Source organism: Erythrobacter sp. Dej080120_24, assembly GCF_036322605.1.
Lineage (GTDB): Bacteria > Pseudomonadota > Alphaproteobacteria > Sphingomonadales > Sphingomonadaceae > Erythrobacter > Erythrobacter aurantius.
In genome coordinates, this window is the sequence record NZ_AP027262.1 from 3,184,188 (window position 1) to 3,202,442 (window position 18,255).

Consider the following 18,255-nt stretch of genomic DNA (forward strand, 5'->3'; position numbering starts at 1 on the left):
TTCACTTCATTGTCGTCCGAATCTTTTTGCTCTGCCACCCGAAAGCTGGTCCCATTTCAGGGGAGCACGTCAGAACCCGAATGGCACGAGAGCATATGAGCTAGTCCAGATGCTCCAATATGCGCAGACGGCCTTGAAACCCTTCCGCAATCGGTCCTGTCAGATCGCCCGGAAATCCATCAGGCAAGCCGTCGAGCGTTTGAGCCAGTGCAGCCTCTGCGCTTGCAGCCACTTCTTCGCATACCGCGCGTGCATCGCCCGCTCCCACCCCCGCTTTGGACGCTGTCTGGATGAAGTGACGCGGCATGATCTCATGCATGCGGTAGTGGCGGTTAGTGCCCGCCGACATCGCAAGCCGATAGGCATTCTTCTCGATCGTGCCTGCCGCGAATGTCGGCTCGACACTCAGGATGTCATAGAGCGGTGTCATCGCGAAACGCCCGCCTGGACGCATGGCGATGCTGAAGTTCTTGGCGTGGCCATCGCTCGCTCCCAAGAGCCAAAAGACGATATTGGCTTTTAGGAATGTGGCCTGGTCAGGAAGCGGCGTATCGCTGCCGCGCAGGAAGATCAGGATATCCTCCATATTCGGACCGCCGTCGCTCTGATATTTGAGTTCGGGAGGCACTCCAAGCGCCTGACACATATCTTCCTGCGGCAGTCGCAAGATGCGCGTTTCCTCAATGCGTCGATCAAAGCGCTCAACGGCGAGTGCTGGCTTGTCGTTGAAGTAGGCAATCTCACATTTTGCGACAGGCAGGCCGAGATTTCGGCAGAGGGTCATGCAGAAATATTCGTTCTCAACGCTGTTATCGAGCGCAATGCCACCTGCCACCTGCCCTATGGGTGGCTTGATGATATGTGTCGTGGGTGTCGTTCCATGTGGCCGGAGCCATTGCCCTTTCCATTTTGTCAGCGCCGTCTTTTCCTGTGCGCCTGCGATCGAGATGCGAAAGCCTTTGTCGCGGCCGAGCCCTAGGGGCGCAGATTTCAGGTTGGCGAGGATGTCGGCAATCGCTTCCTCATCAAGCTCCTGCCCCTCTATGGCATAGAGTGCCTGAGGCTCTTCGCCTTCAGGCAGGAATTGCAGCGCGCCGACACAATCACGCCCAACGGCTGACAGGAGACTGTAGGCGTCTGTATGACCTACGCCCATCCATGCTGCGACCGATTTCCTGATCTCGATATTGTCGGGGAGGAGGTTGTCGAAAACAGCCAGCACTGGCGCGCCGATAAATCGGTCTTCTCTTAAGGGTAGTGATAGCGAGACTGGCAATGCGTTGTCGAGCGCCAGCCAGCCTTCATCATATTTGAAAGACACCTCGCCGCTAGCGGCTTTCATCAGCTGACCAACCAGACGGCTGTTCAGATAGATGTCGAGCGGTTGGTGGGTTTTCGCGCGCGCCATTGTTTAGAGCAAATCGGATATGTCAGTTGGATCAGAGGCGCGGGCTGTCAGCTTGATGTCCAGATCAAGGATGGCAAGGATGGTCAGGACAATATCAACGCGCGTCCCGCCTTTCCCGTTCTCCAGATCTGAGATGGTGGCTTGGCGTGTGCTTGCTTTGGACGCGAGTTGGACCTGCGTCATGCCCTTGGCCTTGCGCGCGCGCGCGATTGACGCGCCTAAAATCTTCGATGACCTAATGACTTGGCTCATTTGCCTTCTATACGATAAAGCGTATATGCCGTCAACATACGGTTTATCGTATGGATTTCATTTATACGCAATGCCGTATAATCATGACGTATATGGTATTGCGTATGATGTGCAAACCGATGTCTCAAAACAGCGCCTTCTGTGCGTTCGTCGGGTCGGGAATCTGATAGATTTTCCGCGCCATTCCCACTTATGATGAAGCTTGCCGCATACGCTTGGTCGTAACGTGGTTATGAATTTTGTGGCTTGCCCAAATTTTTGAGGCCAGAACCCCGGAAAGGTGATGCTGAACTCTCCTGGTCCGCTTGAGCCACCCAAGATGTCAAGCGCGTCATGAAGAGCGGCCTCCAAGGCGTCAGTGCATCCCTTTGGCAATCTCATCAGCGTAGAGTCTGGCAAAGCCTAGCGCGGCCCGCTTGAACGCATGCTCGCGCCCTTGCGGGCGCAGTGGCTGCTCTACCACCTGAAAATAGACCATTTGTGGGTAGAGTTTCCTGCCATAGAGAGCCTTAAGGACAAGACGGGCTTAATGACTTGGCTATTCGACATACGCGGCAATCCAGGCCTCAACCTCGGCCTCAACCCAGGCAACAGCGTGACCGCCAAGCTGGACCGGTTTTGGAAACCTTCCTTCACTCATCCAGCGATAGATCGTCGACCGGCCAAGTCCGACACGGTGCTGCACTTCGCGCAAGCGAATAAGCCGGGTGACACGGCGGGTTTCCGTCGCTTTCCTGTCGATCTCATCACCCACGGTGGCCTCCTTCGGCAACTTCGAAGATATCGCCCATCAGGGCGTCCTTGCGTTCGAGTTCGTCAATATGGTCGGAGAGCAACCGTGCAACACGATGCGCGGTACCCTTGGCCCAGCGCGGTTTAACATCGTGAACCTGGTTGCCCAGGACGCGCTCGAGCGCCGAGGGTAGCTCGCCGGAGAAGACCTCGAAGAATTGCGCGAGGTCCGATTGCAGCCACGCGATCGCGTGATCGCCGCTGCTGACAAGGAAAAGGAGCAAGTGCGCATGAGGAGCGACTTGGCTTGCAGCAAGAATGCGCAAGGCTTCTCCGAGGCTGGCCGAGCGGTCGCCGGCAAGGATGCGGCGCAAGGCATCCTTATGGATCTGAGCTTCGCGCGCAATGTCGCAGCGCGGGCGTCCGCTGACCTCGACGGCTGCCAGAAGCAGCCGGGCGAGGTCGGCGCGGACCTGTTGTTCAGCAAAGAGTGCAGTATTTCTCATCGACGATTCCTTATCTCTGGAAGTGGTCGACTCACCGGCTAACCGCGAAGGAAGCCTGTAGGAAAACAAAAAGAACATTTAGCGAACATAAAGGAAGCAGCGTCTCGACTTCCTTTGATGATTCGCGCGAATTCCGGTCGTGTTCACGCGTATCGCGGCTCGCTTCGCGCTAAACTCGGCACAGTCGGCGCTGATCCGCGATCAACCTGCGCGAATCCCGTCCAGCGCACCGTCCGATGTCGCTTTTTGCTTGGTCGGCAGCCCTAAAATCCAGTTCCCGATTTCCTACAGCCCGGCTCCGGGGAGAGGAAAGAACATACAGCGAACGCATCGCTGGCTGATGTTCAATCCCTCGAAAGGTTCCATCCATGACCACCAAGACTGCCCTTCCGGTCCAGCAGCGTACGCTCAACCGCGTTCGTAGCCGCGACTACATTCTTCCCGCCTGCGTGGCGCTGGCCTGCGCCGGTGCCGCCTTTGCCGGCGCCGACACCACCTTCGATCCCGCGCTAACCAAGTTCACCACTTCCTCGAAGGCTCGGGTGGCAAGATCATCACCGTACTCAGCCTCGCGGGCGGTCTGATCGGCCTTGCCTCCGGGCGCTTCTCGCTTGGCCAGGTCGCGGTGCCGGTCGGCGTCGGGATCGGTGTCGGCACCGGCGTGCCGATCGTCACCTCGGTCGTGACCGCGGTCATCTGATCAGCGGATCCGGTCACGACAGGAGGGCGGCATGGCCGACAGGTACCTCGTTCCACGGCGGCTCGACGACCCGGAGCTCATCGGCTTCTGGACCATCGACGAGTTTGCAGGGATCTTCATTCCCTTCGCCTGGGGCATTCTCTCGCAGCATATCTTCATCGGTATCGGCCTGGCCGCCGGGGCCTGGCTTGCCTTGCGGAAGGCAAAGGCACGCGGCGCCGGTTCGGCACTGGTGCATGCTGCGTACTGGTACCTGCCCGGGAGCTTTCTCGGGCTCAAGGCCACGCCGCCCTCCCACTGCCGCCTGTTGGCGGGCTGAGGGAGGCGACCCATGCGAGCAGAATTCGCGCACGAACAGGCGCAGACCCACCTCCGGCAACGCAACCGCTTTGCCGTGCTGGCAGGTGTCCTTGGCCTCACCACGCTGGTCAGCCTTGGCGCCGCGGTCACCCGCGACGAGCAGGTTGTGCTGGTGCCGATCACCGCCGAGCGGATCACCGTCTCGAGCGGCGGGATCGACGCGCCTTATCTCGAGCTCGTCACCCGCGACACGGCGCTGATGCTCCTAAACCGGGCACCCGAGAGCCTCGACTACTGGATGGCGAACATCCTGAAGCTCGCCGATCCCGCCGCGCACGGCCGCCTCAAGGCCGAGCTCGTCAAGATCGTCGAGGAACAGCGCGGCTCGGACATCAGCCAGGCCTTCGTGATCGCGGAAATGCATGTCGATCCCAAGGCCCTGACCTCGACCGTCACCGGCACGCTCAAGACCTTCGTCGGCGCGCAGGTGATCGCGAGCCAGCGCCGCTCCTTCCGTTTCCGCTGGTCGAAGCGTGGCCTCAGCCTCGCGCTCGCCGGCTTCGAACAACTTCCCACCGACAAGGAGGAACTTGGCCAATGAGCCTTCTCCCATCTCCCCTCGCTGCTGCGCTTGCCGGAACCGGCCTTGCCTGTTTCGCGTATCGAGCGACAAGGCGCACCGATCCCGGGCTCAAGCTGACTGGCCTCGCCGTGCTTGCCTTCGCGCTCGCGCCGGTTCCGGCGTATGCCGACCAGTTCGTCGAAGCGGCCGACAATGCGACCATCGACTGCGAGCTCGCCCGCGGTGAACTCACCCGGATCGCGCTCATCGATGATGGCTTTGCCAATGTCTCGAAGATCGCGAGCGGCTTTCCCTATAACGACTTCCAGGTGACGCATGAGCCGGTGCGCGGAGACATCTATATCTCCGTGCCCCCGCAATTTGCCGCTGCCCGGGTCAGCTTCTTTGCGACCAGCAAGGCGGGCTACGTCTACAAGTTCGCCTGCCGCCTTGGCGGTCAGGAGGCGACCCAGCTCTTCATCACCAATCCTGCGCTCGCTAAAACCGCGGCTACTGAATGGGAGACCGAGACCGGCCCCGAGGACGCCGCGATCCGCCTGATCGAGGCGATGGCGAGCGATGCCGTCCTGCCCGGGTTCACGGCGCGCGCTGAACTCTCTGCTCCGCGCCGCACCGGCGGGATCGAGGTCCAGCTGGTCGCCGAATACCAGGGCGATGAACTGACCGGACAGCGCTTCCTCGTGCGAAACCTTGGCCAGGAGAGCCTTGCGCTTGGCTCCGAGCGAGAGGCTCCCGCCGGCGCGCTCGCCTTTGCCTATGGCCGCGATGCACTCGCTCCCGGTGAAGCGACCAGTGCCTTCCTTGTCTTTGCCAAAGGAGGGCTCGACTGATGGCCGAGGCAACACAGAAGGACGCCGAAAAGAGGCCGCTGCCAGGCTCGCCGGAAGCGCGCGAAAGCGGGGGGCGCAACCTCAATTCGCAGATCGCGCAGCGCCAGAAGATGCTGCTCGCCGGGATCGGGGCCATCGCGCTCATCGGCGGCGGGATGTTCATCTTCGGCGGCGACGGCGACGAGGCTGGCGCGGATGCCAATGGTGCGGCGACGATCGACACTGGCGGCCTCGTCAATCGCAACCTCTCGCAGCGCGAATTCGTCGCGAGCTACGGTAACCGGCTCGATGCACAGGGCCGCGCGATCAAGGATCTGCAGCAGGCCCAGCTGCCACGCCCTGAAATCGAGCAGGAGCTCGAAGCCCTGCGCAGCGAAAACGCGCAGATGCGCTCCGACGGCCAGGCAGCGATCGACGCGATCTCGGCCGAGAATGCCAATCTGCGGTCACAGCTCAGCGACGCTGCGAAGGCGTCGGCCGCCGCGCCGCCGCCACCGGCCTACGACCCCGGCGTGGGAACGAGCGGGGCCATCCAGTCACCGCAGCCCGGGGCACCGGCACAAGGCGGCGAACTCAGCCTGATGAGTTTCACCGACAATGTGGGCAAGGACGGCAAGCCGCGTGCGGCTGAGACAGCGCCGGCCTTGCTGCTCGAAGCGAGCCGCGATTACCTCCCGCCCAACAGCTACGCACCGGCAACGGTCATCGTCGGGGTCGATGCCTCGACCGGCGTTGCGAGCCAGAGCGATCCGCTTCCCGTGGTGCTCCGGATCACCGGGCCGGCCCGCTCGGTCATGCGCGCGGGCAAGCTGCTCACCACCGACATTACCGGCTGCCTCGTCAATGGCGCTGCGCGCGGCGATCTCTCGGCGGAGAAGGTCTACGTCAAGCTGGTGCGCATGACCTGCGCGCAGCCCGGTGGGCGCTTCGCGGTGAGCGAGGTCAAGGGGTTCATCTCCTTTGCCGGAAAGTCGGGTGTGCGTGGCCGCGTGGTCAGCCGCGAAGGCAGCCTTGTTGCCCAAGCACTGATGGCCGGGATCGTCGGCGGGTTCGGGCGCGGATTCTCAGCCAACGCCAACGGCATCTTCACGCAGCCTGTCGGCGCCAACGGTCAACGCGAAGCGCTATCGCCGACCGACATCCTCGCCGGTGGCTTTGGCCAGGGTGCCGGCGAAGCCGCCGACACCGTCAGCCGATACCTCATCGAACGCGCCGAACAATACCAACCCGTCGTCGAGATGCCGACCGGCATTGAGGTCGAGATCGTCTTTCTCGACGGCGTCCACGTCAGGAGCCCCTCCAAATGAACTACAATGACTCGCCGCCAAGCCTGAAGGCCCGCGCCGCCCACCTTGCCCTTGCGCTCTCGAGCGCCGCCGCCGTGCTGACGCTCGGAGTCTCTGCCGTCACCGCTATACCTGCGAGCGCTGCCGGCATGGCGAGCGATGTCGCGCAGGCACTGAATCTGCGGCTGCCCAAGACCCCGATCGATGCGATCAGCTGCGACACGCTTGGCCCCTGGTGCGAAGTCGTCTCGGGCCACACGCTGTTCTACATCGACGAGACCGCCCGCTACCTGTTCGTGGGTCGTCTCTACGACATGGAAGAGCGGCGCGACGTGACGGCCGCCCGCCTGCTCAAACTCAATCCCGACCTGCTCGCGGCTGGGGCGGCGCGCGTAGCCAGCGATGCTCCCGCAGGTCGCGACGAAACGCCGATCCAAGCGGCTGCCAGCCATGTCGACCTCTCGTCACTTCCGGCTGCAGGCGCGATCCACTGGGGCAACCTTAAGGGCGAACGCCTGGTCGTCTTCTCGGACTTCCAGTGCGGGTACTGCCAGCGCCTGGCGGCCGAACTCGCCAAGGCCAGGGTTATGATCGAAGAGCGACCGATCTCGATCTTCGGCGCGGCAAGCCGCAAGATTTCCGAGGCCGTGCTGTGCGCCAAGGATCCGGCAAAGGCGCTCCATGCAGCCTATGCCGGCCAGGCTCCGGCGAGTGCCAAGACCTGCAAGGACGCCAAGGCACTCGATGCCAACGAAGCCTTCGCGAAGGCCAACGGGTTTGCCGGAACTCCGGTCATCGTGCGCGCCCGCGATGGGGCGGTGCTTCATGGCTACCGCGATGCCGCGGCGATCCGCCGCTTCGTCGCCGAGGGCAAGGGAGAGGCGCAATGAGCCGGCTCCCGATCCTTCGCGCCGTGGTGCTCGCTGCGCCGCTCCTCCTCGCCAGTGGCTGCGCCAGCCTTGGCGGCAATGTGAAAGGCAGCTTTGCCTGCCGCGCTCCCGAAGGGACCTGCGCGCCAACTTCCGCGATCGATGCCGGGGCGACCGGCATCGAGAAGGCTGACGCGTCTGACGCGCATCGGACGGTGCCCCGGACCGGCGAAGCGGTTCGCCGCCTGCAGGTCGTGCTGACGCCCTACCGTGACGCGGCGGGCCGCGACCATGAGGCGCGCGTCGTTCACCTGACGCTGCCCGAGCAGGCAGGGACAGGCTGGCGCGCGCCGCAGGGCCGCCGCGAAGTCCTGCGCTCGCTGGCATCGACCATTGCCGCGACGCGCGAGGGCAACCCCGCACCCGATTTCCAACCGCCAAAAACCCAAGAGGCAGACACATTGCCGGAACAGCTGTTCATCCCCTCGCAGCCCGTTCCGGCGATGCCCGGCGCTGACGCGCCGGAACCCGGGGGACCTGGCTCGTTTACCCCTCCCCGCGAGCCGGTCCCCCACCCTGACATGACCGAAGGAGAGAGCCAGTGACGCTATCCCTTGCTGCCGCGCGCGACGCAATATCGCGCAGGCTTTTTGCCGACACGGCTCGGCCTGAGAAGCCGCAGGCGCATTTCGGGCTCGATATGCTCTCGGACTGGCTGCCCTACCGGGTCTATGACGAGGGGGCGAAGCTCTACCGCAACGCCCGCTCGAAGGGCTTCGTGCTCGAAGTCACCCCGCTGATCGGGGCCGACGAACGGACTGGCGAGATCCTTGGCCAGTTCTTCTCCGAAGGCCTGCCGCAGGGCGCCTGCCTCCAGGTCCTGAACTTCGCATCGCCGCGGATCGGCAGCGTGGTCGGCCCCTGGTTCGCTCCGCGCTATGAGCAGGGCGGCATCTACGAGGCCATCGCCAGGGCGCGCACCAGGCGCCTTTACGATCTCGTCTGGAATTCGGGCTCGGCGCATGCGCCCTTCCACGCCCGCAACGTCCGGCTGATCGTCTCGCTTGGCGTGCCCGTGCCCGGCAGCGTGACCGATGCCGAACTCTCCGAATGCCGCGAAGGCCTGATGGGCATGCTCCATTCGCCCGGCCTCTTCGCGCAAGAGCTGCGTCCGGGCGGATTGCTGGCGCTGATCGACGAGCTCACCTCGCCGACCACCGCGCACGAGACCGACATCCATGCGTGGAACCCCCACGATACGCTCGATGTCCAGGCCATCCGCCGCGACATCGAGCTCGAGGTCGGCGACGATCGCCTGATCCTCAGGACCGAGCGCTTTCGCGAGACGGGCCGCGACGAAAAGGGCAATCTCGAAGTCGGCGAATGCTATCCCGACCATTTCGACGTGCGGCATTATGCCGTGCGCTCTACCCCTGAGCGCTGGGCGCCCTGGGAATGCGCGCGGCTCATCGGCGACATGTTCACCGACAAGCTGCGCTTTCCCTGTCCGACGGCAACCATGCTGTGCCTCGTCTACCCCGACCAGGAAGCCGCATCGGCGCGCGCAGGCTTCAAGTTCATGCGCACGACCAGCCTCAGCCAGACCAAGAGCGCGCGCTTTCTTCCCAAGCTCGCCGAACAGTCGGCCGAATGGCGCCACGTCCAGGCCGAACTCCAGGCCGGCAAGAAACTCGTGAAGCTGTTCTACGGGCTCACCAGCATCTCGCCGCTCGGCCAGGGCGACGCGCACGAACGCATCATCAAGGCGATCTACAAGGCAGCGGGATGGGACCTTGCCGACGAGCGCTTCCTCCAGCTGCAGGGCCTCGTCGCTGCCTTTCCCCTGAGCCTTGCCGATGGCCTAGCCGACGACATGGCGCGGCTGAAGCGCCTCAAGACCATGCTCTCGACGACAGCGGCACATATCGCGCCAATGCAGGGGGAATATCTCGGCGGCGTGATCCCGCACCTCCTGCTCGTCGGTCGGCGCGGCCAGCCCTTCTGGTGGTCGCCATTCGAAAACACTGCCGGCAATCACAATATCGCGATCTGCGGCAAGTCGGGCTCGGGCAAGTCGGTGCTGCTGCAGGAACTCTGCGCCGCCTTGCGCGGTGCGGGCGCCAAGGTCGTGGTGATCGACGACGGGCGCAGCTTCGAGCATTCGGTCAAACTGCAGGGCGGACGCTTCGTCGAGTTCACGCTCGCCTCGGGCTTTTCCCTGAACCCCTTCTCGATGGTCGATGATGCCCGCGCGCACGAAGACGAGGATTACCGCCTCGACTGCTTCGCCATGATCAAGGCGATCGTCGGCCAGATGGCGCGTCCCGGCACCGCGCCGAGCGACACTGAGCGCGGGCTCATCGACCGAGCGGTGACTGCGACCTGGGAGGCCCTGGGAAGCGGCGCATCGGTCGACGATGTCGCGCATGCGCTCCATGGCTCGGAAAGCGAAGCGGGCCGCGATCTCGCCACCGCGATCGCGCCCTTCTGCCGCGGCGGCAGCTACGGCGGGTTCTTTGCGGGCAAGGCGAGCTTCGCGCTCGACGATGATTTTACCGTCTTCGAGATGAGTGACCTTGCAAGCCGCGAGGAATTGAGGAGCGTGGTCCTCTCGGCAATCATGTTCATGACCAGCCAGGCGATGACCCGCTCATCGCGAGCAACCAAGAAGCTGCTGCTTATCGACGAGGCTTGGGCGATGCTCAAGGGCGGCTCGATGGGCGAGTTCGTCGAGACCTACGCCCGCACTGCGCGCAAGTACGGCGGCGCGCTCGCGACCGCTACGCAGTCTCTCAATGATTATTACAAGTCCGACGGCGCGCGCGCCGCCCTGGAAAACAGCGACTGGATGCTGGTGCTCCAGCAGAAGGCCGAGACGATCGCCGATTTCAAGGCGAACGCGCGGCTCGACATGGACGACCGCACCGAGACGCTGATCCGCAGCCTCAAGCGTTCGGGGACCGAGTACAGCGAGGTCTTCATCAAGGGTCCCGAGACCGAGGCGGTCGGCCGGCTCGTGCTCGATCCCTTCTCGGCGACGATCTACTCCTCCGATCCCGACACCTATGCCGCGATCCAGGACTGCGAGCGGCGCGGGCACAGCCTCGCCGATGCCATCCGCATCGTGGCGGGAGGCGGACAATGATGGTCTCGCATCTCGTCGACCGGACACCTCCGGCCAATCTCCGAAGTCTGCTGCCATTCCTGCAAGGGAGCTGCTTCGTCCTCATCGAGACCGCGCGCTTTGCCGCGACTTCGTTGCTGATCGTGCTGGGATTGCCGCTCGCGCTGTTCCTGTTCGTTGCGGGCTGGGACCTTGGCGGCCTCTTCACCCAGCTCGCCAATCTGTCGGACCGCTACCTCGAAGCCGACGGGCTGCGTCGCAGCCTGTTCAGCCAGGACCTCAAGGGCTGCTTCCTCGTCCTGACAGGTGCGGTGACGCTGTTTCGCATGCCGCGCTTCCTGAAGCGGCTCGCGGTCGATCTCGACAACCATCCGGCCCGGGAGGCAAACCGTGACTGACACGCGCAGATTACAATCTTTTAATCGCCCGCTCTTGCTCAGAATTCTGGGCGTGCTCGCGCTCGCTGCCGCACTGCTCTGGGCAGCCTGGGTCAGCCGCGAGCTGTCCGAGCCGCGGCAGCAGATCGTCACCGTCCGGCTTGCCGAGACCATCGCGGCTTTCGTCGATGCCGAAGCGCGCGGGGCACAGGATCCCGAAGCCAGCCAGGCGCGCGTGCTTGCCTTCCTCCAGGCCACGACAAGCGCTGTTGCAGAAATGGGGGCCGATGGCCGCGTGGTGCTGGTCGGCGAAGCGGTGCTCGCGGGCGATGCCCCCGATGCTACCGATGAACTGCGCGTGCGGATCGCCCGCCAGCTTGGGCAGGGAGGCGATCAGTGACGCACTTTGCTTCTCGTCTTGTCCGCACGATCAAACGACCGCTTGTCCTGACCGGCCTGGTGCTGCTGCCGCTCGTATGGGGCGCGGTCGACGCCTTCGCAAAAGACCATGCCTTCCTCATCAATGCCAGCCCGAGCCTGCCCCACTGGGCCTTCTGGCTCGACAAGCATGCGCGGATCGAGCGCGGCAGTCTGATCTTCTTCGAGCCGCCAACAAGCAGGCTCGTCGAAGTCCATTTCGGGAAAGGCGCGCAGCTCTTCGGCAAACGGGTGCTCGGCGTGCCGGGCGATGTCGTGAGCCACCGCGGTCACGAGGTCTTCATCAACGGTCAAAAGATCGCCGCGCGGCTCGATGAGACCCGTCTCGGCATTGCGCTTCACAAAGGCCCCGAAGGACCGATCCCCGACGGCTGCTTCTACACCGGGACCAGCCATCCCCGCGGCCTCGACAGCCGCTACGCCGAGATCGGCTTCGTCTGCCGCGGCCAGATCCTCGGCAGCGGGAGGGCGATCCTGTGAGCAAGCTCATCCTCCCTGCAGCGCTGCTTGCAGTCCTGCTCTGCCCTGCCGAGGTGCTGGCGCGCGACTATGGCCAGCGCGGCACGGTGTTTCCCGTAATTGAGCGCGACCTCCTCGAGCAGATCCATTCGCGTCTGACGCAGATGGAACGTTCGGGCGAGACCGCGCGGCTCAATGAAGACCTGAGACGCCGCACGATCGCGCGGGTGAACCGGCCCGACCCTGTCACGGGGATTGTCCGGGCCAGCGAAGCGCGGCGCTGGCACTTCGATCCGACGATTACGCTCGCTGCCGATATCCGCGGGGCAAAAGGCGAGCTGATCCATGCCGTCGGCACGAGGGTCAATCCGCTCGACAGCGTCGGCCTTCGCGCTGATCTCCTGTTCCTCGACGGCGACGATCCCGACCAGCTCGCCTGGGCGCTCAAGCAGGCCGCCAATGCCAAGCTGATCCTGGTGAAGGGCGCGCCGCTCGAGCTGATGAAGGCCCGCCAACGCCGCTTCTATTTCGACCAGGGCGGCAAGCTCACGGAAAGGTTCGGGATCAGGTCGGTGCCCGCACGCGTGCGCCAGCAGGGCCGCCTGCTCGAGGTCAGCGAAATCGCGCTGCCACCGAAAAGGAGGACAGCCCAATGACGCACTTAAGAAAGCTGGCGCTCATGCTGGCCGCCATTCTTGGTCTAGCGACCGCAACGCCCGCCATGGCCGATGCCGGTCCGGGACGCTGCACCGGCAGCTTCGTCAACCCGATCACCGACATCTGCTGGTCTTGCCTGTTCCCGATCTCCATCGGCGGGCTGGACATCTGGCCGTCGAGCCGGCCCGATCCCGACAACCCCGACCTGCCGGTGTGCCTGTGCGGTCTGAGGCCCGGGATCGCGATGGGCTTCTGGGAACCGGTGCGGCTTGCCGATGTCAGCATGAAGCCTTGGTGCTTCGTGAACCTCGGCGGCATGAAACTCGATCCTGGCTTCGATATCGGCTTCCGCTCGATCTCGGGTCCATCGGCAGTGGGCGGCGCGAGCCAGTATTATTCGAGCTGGCATGTCCACTGGTATGCCTATCCGCTGATCTACTGGATGGAGATCGTCGCCGATTTCCTGTGCCTCGAGCCGGGATCGATCGACATCCTTTACATCTCCGAGATCGATCCGCTGTGGCAGGACAGCGAGCTCACCGCGATCATCAACCCCGAAGCCGTGCTCTTCGCCAACCCGCTGGCGCTCGCTGCCTGTGCGGCCGACTGCGTCGCCTCGACCGCGAAGCTGCCGATCGACGAGATGTTCTGGTGCGCGGGCTGCCAGGGGTCGATGTATCCGATGAACGGCAATGTCTCGGCCAGCATAGGCCACGTCCAGGCCTCGCGGCTCGTGCTCTCGCGCTTTGCCTACAAGCTGCACCGCGAACTCGTCTCGTGGGGGACGATGGGGTCCAAGGGCCTGTGCGGCAAATATTTGATGCCGGTGATGCGCAAGCAGCAATACCGCTTCCAGGCCACCAACCCAAACCCGGCTACCTCGGGCCGTTACGCCTGCCCGCCCATCGGCGCCTCCACCACCTTTCAATCGGCCGGACAGGTCATCCCCGCCATCGGCGAAGACATGGGATATCTCGTCTGGCGCAAGCGGAACTGCTGCGCGCTATGAACAAGCACCTCCTCCTTTTGCCCGTCGGCCTTGCCGTCACCCTCGGTGGTCTCGCTCTCGCCCAGAGCGCGCCCGAAGGCATCGACCTCGAAGCGATCCGCGAGCGCGCGGCGCAGCACGCCGATGATGCGCAGGCGCTCAGCACTAATGCCCGCCAACGCGCCGAGGCGCTGACCGAGGACGCACAGGCTATCCAGGCGCAAGCGCAGGCCAATCGCGCGGCCTATGCGGACAGCATCAAGGCAATCGAAACCGACGCCGTCCTCGACTTCGATGCGATGATCGCGGGGCAAGCCGCCGCCGAGAAGGCATCGCTCGGGGGAACCCCGCGCTTCATTGCCTTTGCCAGCCTGTCGATGCCGCCCGAAGCGCTGAAAGCGCTGGTCCATGACATGACCAGGGCGGGAGGCGTCACCGTGCTGCGCGGCTTCCCGCAAGGAAACAGCGAAGCGTTCAAGAAGCGCCTGGCTGCGATCTGGAGCACACGCGACGCGGCCGGCTCGCTGGGCATCGATCCAAGGCTGTTCCGCGCCTTCAACATCGAGGCCGCACCGAGCTTCGTCATGCTGAGCACCGAGTTCAGCCCATGCGACGGGTTCGATTGCACCAGCGAGGTGCCGCCACACGACCGCATCGCCGGCAATATCAGCGTTGCCGAAGTGCTCGACACCTTCGCTTCGGGAGGCGGTCCGGGCGCGCAGCTCGCAGCCCTCCATCTCCGCCGCCTCGAAGGAGAGCGGCCATGAAGTTCACACAATCGCTTAGCCTGGGACTGCTCGCCCTTCTCGCAATCGCCGCGCCCCTGTCCGCGCAGCAGCAGAACGCGCGGGCGGACGGAAAGGCCTTTGGCGAAAGCCTGCGCGGCGACGCGCAAGAAGCTGCCCGGTCGCAGCCTGACGCATCCACGCTCCCCAACTACGATCGCAATGCCGTGCGTGGGCTCGAAACGCTCGCCGACGATCCCGACCGGATCGAGAGCAATGCCGCGGCGGCGGCCACCGGACACCAAGGCTATCGCGCCATGCGCGACAGCATCGCCAATCGGGCCCGCTTCGAGACCAAGGACATTGAGGAGGTTATCAAGCGAAGTATCGCAATCAACAAGGCGCCGCTCGACTACACCAGCGGCATGACCCTCTCGGGCAGCCAAGGTGCTTGCATCCCGCTGCCACCGGGATCGGCTAGCGGCGGAACCTATACCGCCACCTGCAACGCAGGTACCAGGATCGAGCAATCAGCAGGGCAGTGCGCTGTCCCGCTCGTCGCACAGGTCACTTCGAACCGGCAATGGCATTATCTCTGCAGCGAGGACGGCGCCAGTTTCGGGCAGCCGCTGTGTGCTGGATTCAACAGCGGTTCGTGCCAAGCCACCGGCTATCGGCCCGGCCCATGCCTCGAATGGCGCGGCAATGGCACCAATCGCTTCTGCTCGGAACCGGGGGAACCAATCGCCGAGATCAGCTGCGACGCGCCTGATAATCGCTACACCCATTATGCGGTGACCACCGACACCGCTGTCGACACCGCACCGGATGACAGCCACTGCAGCGGGTTTGCCAACAACTCAGACTGCACCCTCGGTAACGAGGTGTGCATCGATAGCGCTCCTCAAACCCGGATGATCAATGGCGTAGCGGTAACCCGGCCTTGCTGGGAATGGCAGCGCAGCTACACCTGCATCGCGCGCGAAGCGGCGTCCGACTGCTCTGACATCGAAAGCCAGGGGGAATGCCGCTTTGTCCGCGAAGAGTGCATCACCGACGAGGACCCTTGCGAGACCTGGGAGCGCATCTACGAGTGCCCGCTCCCCGGGACCGACAGCACCACCCAATATGTGTGCGACGGCGATGTCTATTGCATCGACGGCAGCTGCGAGACGATCGAGCGCACCGCCAACGACGAGTTCAAAGATGCCGTCACAGCACTTCATGCGATGGACGAAGCGCGCGGGCAATTCGATCCGGAGACGCTGACCCTGTTCCGGGGAACGCGCAACACCTGCTCGTCCAAGGTCTTCGGCGTGCTCAATTGCTGCAAGGGCAAGGGCTTCCCGCTCATCCCCGGCATCAGCCTGCTGGTTGCGCTCGGCTGCGACCGCGAGGAAGTGCTGCTCCACCAGCGCGATGCGCAGGGGCTGTGCGCCTATGTCGGGACCTATTGCTCGGACAAGTTCCTCGGTGTCTGCCTGACCAAGAAGAAGGTCTATTGCTGCTTCGAGAGCAAACTCTCGCGCATCCTCCAGGAACAGGGTCGGCGCCAGCTGCCCAAGCCCTGGGACAAGCCCAAGGAAGAGCAGTGCGAGGGGTTCACACTCGACGAATTCGCGCAGCTCGATCTTTCCCGCATGGATTTCAGCGAAGTCTTTGCCGAGTTCACCGATGCCGCGCGGCTGCCCGACGAGCTCGAGACCTCCATCCTCATCCAGCAGAAAATCGAAGACTATTACGCAAGGAGTGGCCAATGACGCGCCGCCAATCACTGCCGATGCTGGGCCTCCCAGTCTTGGCCATGTGTCTCGCTGCACTGCTTCCCGTTCGGGCAGTTGCCCAGGAAGCGCGCCAGACAGAGCCAGCTGCCTCGGCAGACAGCCTCTACTGCGAGCAGCGCAGGCTCGGCTACTGGTTCTATTGCGTAAAGCCGGTGCCGGCGGAGGAGCCGCAGAAGGCGCAGCCACCGGCCCAGGTAACCGCCACGCAAGAACTCGACGCGGTCACGGGGACCTTACGCGAACTCAAGGCGCGCGCGATCCTCTATCCGACGCCGGAAAACGTCACCGCCTATATCCGCTTCCAGCGTGCCCAGCTCGACCGGGCTTCGTTGTTCTCCGATGTCTGGCAGCGCGCCATCTGGCAGGATCCCGAACTTGACTATACGCTTGAGCGCCCGGTCGGCGCGCTTGCCAAGAAGCAATGGCAGGATGCACGCGCTGCCGATCGCGACGCGGTGATGGCGCGGCTCTCCGAGCGCTACGGCCTGTTCTATTTCTTTGCCCAGACCTGCGGCGCTTGCGAGGTCATGAGCCCAATCGTCAGATCGGTCGCGGATCGCTGGCGCATCACGGTGCGGGCGATCTCAACCGACGGCGGACCCTCGCGGCACTTCCCTGACTACAAGGTCGAAAGCGGCCAGCGTCCGCGCATGGGTCTCGAGCCCGGGATCACCCCGGCTCTGGTACTGTGGGACAGCGTCGCGAAGCGCCCGATCCCGATTGGTTATGGCGTGCTCTCGGCCGACGAGCTCAAGGACCGCATCTACCTCCTCACCGCAAAGGAAGCCGGACATGATTACTAGCATTCGCAATGCGGCGCTCACCCTAGCCGCAGCCAGCATGGCTGCTTCACCGGTCGCTGCAAATGTAGGCGACAGCATGGACCGGTTCATGGACGATATGGGGGCGGCGGCGAATGTCACCGGCCCGACCGCGTTCGAAGGCCAGTCAGCAGGCTATTACAGCCTCGGCAATGTCTGGACGCGCTTTCCGCAAAAGACGACCAACATTGCTAATCTCCAACTCCCAAGAGCACGGGCAGGCTGCGGCGGGATCGACATCTTTGCCGGCTCCTTTTCCTTCATCAATGCAAGCGAGATGGTCGCGCTCATGAAGGCGGTCGCAAACAATGCGGTCGGTTTCGCTTTCAGCCTGGCGATCGATACCGTCTGCCCCGAGTGCAACAAGATCATGCAGGAGTTCAGCCAAAAGGCTCAGATCATGAATAATCTCTCGATTAACTCCTGCGAGATGGCGCAAGGGTTAGTCGGCGGCATCTGGCCCAAGGGCGATCTGGCCGACAAGGCGATCTGCGAAGCGATCGGCAATTCGGAAGGGATCTTCACCGATTACGCCGCAGCCAAGCATGGCTGCGGCACACGCGGACAACGCGCTTCAACCAATGACAGCGCCGGCACTGACTATGCTGACGTCAATCCCGGCGTCGCGCGCAACTACACCTGGCACGTCCTCAAAAAGAGCGCCTTCTTTAACCCCGGCGGGACCTTCGACCGTGACCTCGCCGAATATGCGATGACGCTCATTGGCACGGTGATCTATGTTCCACCAAGCGATGACGAGGCGGGCAAGTTCGTGCCTTTCGCAGGCGATGCCTCATCAACTCTGGTAACCGCGCTGCTTGACGGGACACAGGGTCAGTCAGTGCGGGTGTTCCGATGCGATGAGCCCGACCAGTGCCTCAATCCGACCTTCCAGCAGATGAGCCTGACGAGTGCGAAAGCCATCCGGCCTCGTGTGGCTCGGCTCATTGGTAGCATGGTGGAGGCCATCCGCAGCGATACTGCAATTGGGAACGAAGAGAAGGAGCTCCTGCAGGTAGCCTCGGTCCCGCTCTACAAGATCCTGACAGTTCAGGCGGCCTATGGTCGCGGGATGGCAACCGACGACCGCGACACGCTGGCCGAGATCGCCAGCATCGATCTCCTCTATGCCATTCTCGAGCGCATCACCGCAGAGGCTGGACGCTCGATGGCGAGTTTCATCGCGGCCGATGAAGCCAAGCTTGCGATCTGGCGCGCTCAGGTCGCCGAGGTCCGGTCAAGCCTCGCCCAGAGGCAAGCAACCGGACAGGCGCGGGTCTCCGCGATCATGCAGATCATCGAGAAAACCGCGATGATCGAGAACATGCTCGCCGCTTCGATGTCGCCGTCGATGGCTGCCGCGCTCGACTGGTCGCGCGGGATGCAATCCCGTTCCATCGTTCCATAAGGGTCAGG

General features: G+C 63.6%; 20 protein-coding genes and 1 pseudogene. 17 read left to right on the forward strand and 4 right to left on the reverse strand.

What is annotated here, in order from left to right; translation table 11 throughout:
* Window positions 1-100 precede the first annotated feature (100 nt).
* The 4 genes from AABA34_RS15280 to AABA34_RS15295 form a co-directional block, all read right to left on the reverse strand.
* Window positions 101-1,408 (reverse strand): type II toxin-antitoxin system HipA family toxin, encoded by a 1,308-nt coding sequence (locus AABA34_RS15280; protein WP_338303226.1) that lies wholly within the window; start codon window positions 1,406-1,408, stop codon window positions 101-103.
* 3 nt (window positions 1,409-1,411) lie between these two features.
* Complete coding sequence (locus AABA34_RS15285; RefSeq protein ID WP_338303227.1) at window positions 1,412-1,660, reverse strand: helix-turn-helix transcriptional regulator; 249 nt, start codon at window positions 1,658-1,660, stop codon at window positions 1,412-1,414.
* Between the two features lie 538 nt (window positions 1,661-2,198).
* Window positions 2,199-2,414: a helix-turn-helix transcriptional regulator gene (locus AABA34_RS15290; protein ID WP_338303228.1), complete on the reverse strand. Its 216-nt coding sequence runs from the start codon at window positions 2,412-2,414 to the stop codon at window positions 2,199-2,201.
* Window positions 2,407-2,976 (reverse strand): hypothetical protein, encoded by a 570-nt coding sequence (locus AABA34_RS15295; protein WP_338303229.1) that lies wholly within the window; start codon window positions 2,974-2,976, stop codon window positions 2,407-2,409. The genes AABA34_RS15290 and AABA34_RS15295 overlap by 8 nt, the downstream gene beginning before the upstream one ends.
* Before the next feature lie 290 nt (window positions 2,977-3,266).
* Between AABA34_RS15295 and AABA34_RS15300 the strand changes: the two are divergent.
* From AABA34_RS15300 to AABA34_RS15380, 17 genes and pseudogenes are all read left to right on the forward strand, one after another.
* Window positions 3,267-3,598, forward strand: a pseudogene (locus AABA34_RS15300) (hypothetical protein).
* A gap of 31 nt (window positions 3,599-3,629) precedes the next feature.
* Window positions 3,630-3,917, forward strand: a complete 288-nt coding sequence (gene traL / locus AABA34_RS15305; RefSeq protein ID WP_224812422.1) for a type IV conjugative transfer system protein TraL — start codon at window positions 3,630-3,632, stop codon at window positions 3,915-3,917.
* Window positions 3,918-3,929: 12 nt separating this feature from the next.
* The gene (locus tag AABA34_RS15310) at window positions 3,930-4,499 is read left to right on the forward strand and encodes a type IV conjugative transfer system protein TraE (protein ID WP_338303230.1); all 570 of its coding nucleotides are present in this window, start codon (window positions 3,930-3,932) and stop codon (window positions 4,497-4,499) included.
* Window positions 4,496-5,311, forward strand: a complete 816-nt coding sequence (locus AABA34_RS15315) for a type-F conjugative transfer system secretin TraK (protein WP_338303231.1) — start codon at window positions 4,496-4,498, stop codon at window positions 5,309-5,311. The genes AABA34_RS15310 and AABA34_RS15315 overlap by 4 nt, the downstream gene beginning before the upstream one ends.
* Window positions 5,311-6,618: a TraB/VirB10 family protein gene (locus AABA34_RS15320; protein WP_338303232.1), complete on the forward strand. Its 1,308-nt coding sequence runs from the start codon at window positions 5,311-5,313 to the stop codon at window positions 6,616-6,618. The genes AABA34_RS15315 and AABA34_RS15320 overlap by 1 nt, the downstream gene beginning before the upstream one ends.
* Window positions 6,615-7,487, forward strand: coding sequence for a DsbC family protein (locus AABA34_RS15325; protein ID WP_338303233.1), 873 nt, complete (start codon window positions 6,615-6,617; stop codon window positions 7,485-7,487). The genes AABA34_RS15320 and AABA34_RS15325 overlap by 4 nt, the downstream gene beginning before the upstream one ends.
* On the forward strand, window positions 7,484-8,071 hold the full coding sequence (locus tag AABA34_RS15330) for a hypothetical protein (protein ID WP_338303234.1): 588 nt from the start codon (window positions 7,484-7,486) through the stop codon (window positions 8,069-8,071). Before AABA34_RS15325 ends, AABA34_RS15330 begins: the two co-directional genes overlap by 4 nt.
* Window positions 8,068-10,611 (forward strand): type IV secretion system protein TraC, encoded by a 2,544-nt coding sequence (traC, locus tag AABA34_RS15335; protein WP_338303235.1) that lies wholly within the window; start codon window positions 8,068-8,070, stop codon window positions 10,609-10,611. Before AABA34_RS15330 ends, traC begins: the two co-directional genes overlap by 4 nt.
* Window positions 10,608-10,988 (forward strand): hypothetical protein, encoded by a 381-nt coding sequence (locus AABA34_RS15340; protein ID WP_338303236.1) that lies wholly within the window; start codon window positions 10,608-10,610, stop codon window positions 10,986-10,988. The genes traC and AABA34_RS15340 overlap by 4 nt, the downstream gene beginning before the upstream one ends.
* 34 nt (window positions 10,989-11,022) lie before the next feature.
* Window positions 11,023-11,367 carry a TrbI F-type domain-containing protein gene (locus tag AABA34_RS15345; RefSeq protein WP_338303237.1) on the forward strand — a complete coding sequence of 115 codons (345 nt, stop codon included), beginning with the start codon at window positions 11,023-11,025 and terminating at the stop codon, window positions 11,365-11,367.
* Window positions 11,364-11,885 (forward strand): S26 family signal peptidase, encoded by a 522-nt coding sequence (locus tag AABA34_RS15350; protein ID WP_338303238.1) that lies wholly within the window; start codon window positions 11,364-11,366, stop codon window positions 11,883-11,885. The genes AABA34_RS15345 and AABA34_RS15350 overlap by 4 nt, the downstream gene beginning before the upstream one ends.
* Window positions 11,882-12,520: a type-F conjugative transfer system protein TraW gene (gene traW / locus AABA34_RS15355; RefSeq protein WP_338303239.1), complete on the forward strand. Its 639-nt coding sequence runs from the start codon at window positions 11,882-11,884 to the stop codon at window positions 12,518-12,520. The genes AABA34_RS15350 and traW overlap by 4 nt, the downstream gene beginning before the upstream one ends.
* Window positions 12,517-13,530: a conjugal transfer pilus assembly protein TraU gene (gene traU / locus AABA34_RS15360; protein WP_338303240.1), complete on the forward strand. Its 1,014-nt coding sequence runs from the start codon at window positions 12,517-12,519 to the stop codon at window positions 13,528-13,530. The genes traW and traU overlap by 4 nt, the downstream gene beginning before the upstream one ends.
* A complete protein-coding gene (trbC, locus tag AABA34_RS15365) occupies window positions 13,527-14,276 on the forward strand; it encodes a type-F conjugative transfer system pilin assembly protein TrbC (protein ID WP_338303241.1) in 750 nt (249 codons plus the stop codon). Before traU ends, trbC begins: the two co-directional genes overlap by 4 nt.
* Window positions 14,273-15,994 carry a conjugal transfer protein TraN gene (locus tag AABA34_RS15370; RefSeq protein ID WP_338303242.1) on the forward strand — a complete coding sequence of 574 codons (1,722 nt, stop codon included), beginning with the start codon at window positions 14,273-14,275 and terminating at the stop codon, window positions 15,992-15,994. The genes trbC and AABA34_RS15370 overlap by 4 nt, the downstream gene beginning before the upstream one ends.
* Window positions 15,991-16,821 (forward strand): conjugal transfer protein TraF, encoded by an 831-nt coding sequence (locus AABA34_RS15375; protein ID WP_338303243.1) that lies wholly within the window; start codon window positions 15,991-15,993, stop codon window positions 16,819-16,821. The genes AABA34_RS15370 and AABA34_RS15375 overlap by 4 nt, the downstream gene beginning before the upstream one ends.
* On the forward strand, window positions 16,811-18,247 hold the full coding sequence (locus AABA34_RS15380; protein WP_338303244.1) for a conjugal transfer protein TraH: 1,437 nt from the start codon (window positions 16,811-16,813) through the stop codon (window positions 18,245-18,247). Before AABA34_RS15375 ends, AABA34_RS15380 begins: the two co-directional genes overlap by 11 nt.
* Window positions 18,248-18,255 lie beyond the last annotated feature (8 nt).

Bases quoted from the DNA above. Each gene is read 5' to 3' on its own strand.
- AABA34_RS15280 (WP_338303226.1), bottom strand. From the start codon at position 1,408: ATGGCGCGCGCGAAAACCCACCAACCGCTCGACATCTATCTGAACAGC.
- AABA34_RS15285 (WP_338303227.1), bottom strand. From the start codon at position 1,660: ATGAGCCAAGTCATTAGGTCATCGAAGATTTTAGGCGCGTCAATCGCG.
- AABA34_RS15295 (WP_338303229.1), bottom strand. From the start codon at position 2,976: ATGTTCTTTTTGTTTTCCTACAGGCTTCCTTCGCGGTTAGCCGGTGAG.
- traL (WP_224812422.1), top strand. From the start codon at position 3,630: ATGGCCGACAGGTACCTCGTTCCACGGCGGCTCGACGACCCGGAGCTC.
- AABA34_RS15310 (WP_338303230.1), top strand. From the start codon at position 3,930: ATGCGAGCAGAATTCGCGCACGAACAGGCGCAGACCCACCTCCGGCAA.
- AABA34_RS15315 (WP_338303231.1), top strand. From the start codon at position 4,496: ATGAGCCTTCTCCCATCTCCCCTCGCTGCTGCGCTTGCCGGAACCGGC.
- AABA34_RS15320 (WP_338303232.1), top strand. From the start codon at position 5,311: ATGGCCGAGGCAACACAGAAGGACGCCGAAAAGAGGCCGCTGCCAGGC.
- AABA34_RS15325 (WP_338303233.1), top strand. From the start codon at position 6,615: ATGAACTACAATGACTCGCCGCCAAGCCTGAAGGCCCGCGCCGCCCAC.
- AABA34_RS15330 (WP_338303234.1), top strand. From the start codon at position 7,484: ATGAGCCGGCTCCCGATCCTTCGCGCCGTGGTGCTCGCTGCGCCGCTC.
- AABA34_RS15340 (WP_338303236.1), top strand. From the start codon at position 10,608: ATGATGGTCTCGCATCTCGTCGACCGGACACCTCCGGCCAATCTCCGA.
- traU (WP_338303240.1), top strand. From the start codon at position 12,517: ATGACGCACTTAAGAAAGCTGGCGCTCATGCTGGCCGCCATTCTTGGT.
- trbC (WP_338303241.1), top strand. From the start codon at position 13,527: ATGAACAAGCACCTCCTCCTTTTGCCCGTCGGCCTTGCCGTCACCCTC.
- AABA34_RS15370 (WP_338303242.1), top strand. From the start codon at position 14,273: ATGAAGTTCACACAATCGCTTAGCCTGGGACTGCTCGCCCTTCTCGCA.
- AABA34_RS15375 (WP_338303243.1), top strand. From the start codon at position 15,991: ATGACGCGCCGCCAATCACTGCCGATGCTGGGCCTCCCAGTCTTGGCC.
- AABA34_RS15380 (WP_338303244.1), top strand. From the start codon at position 16,811: ATGATTACTAGCATTCGCAATGCGGCGCTCACCCTAGCCGCAGCCAGC.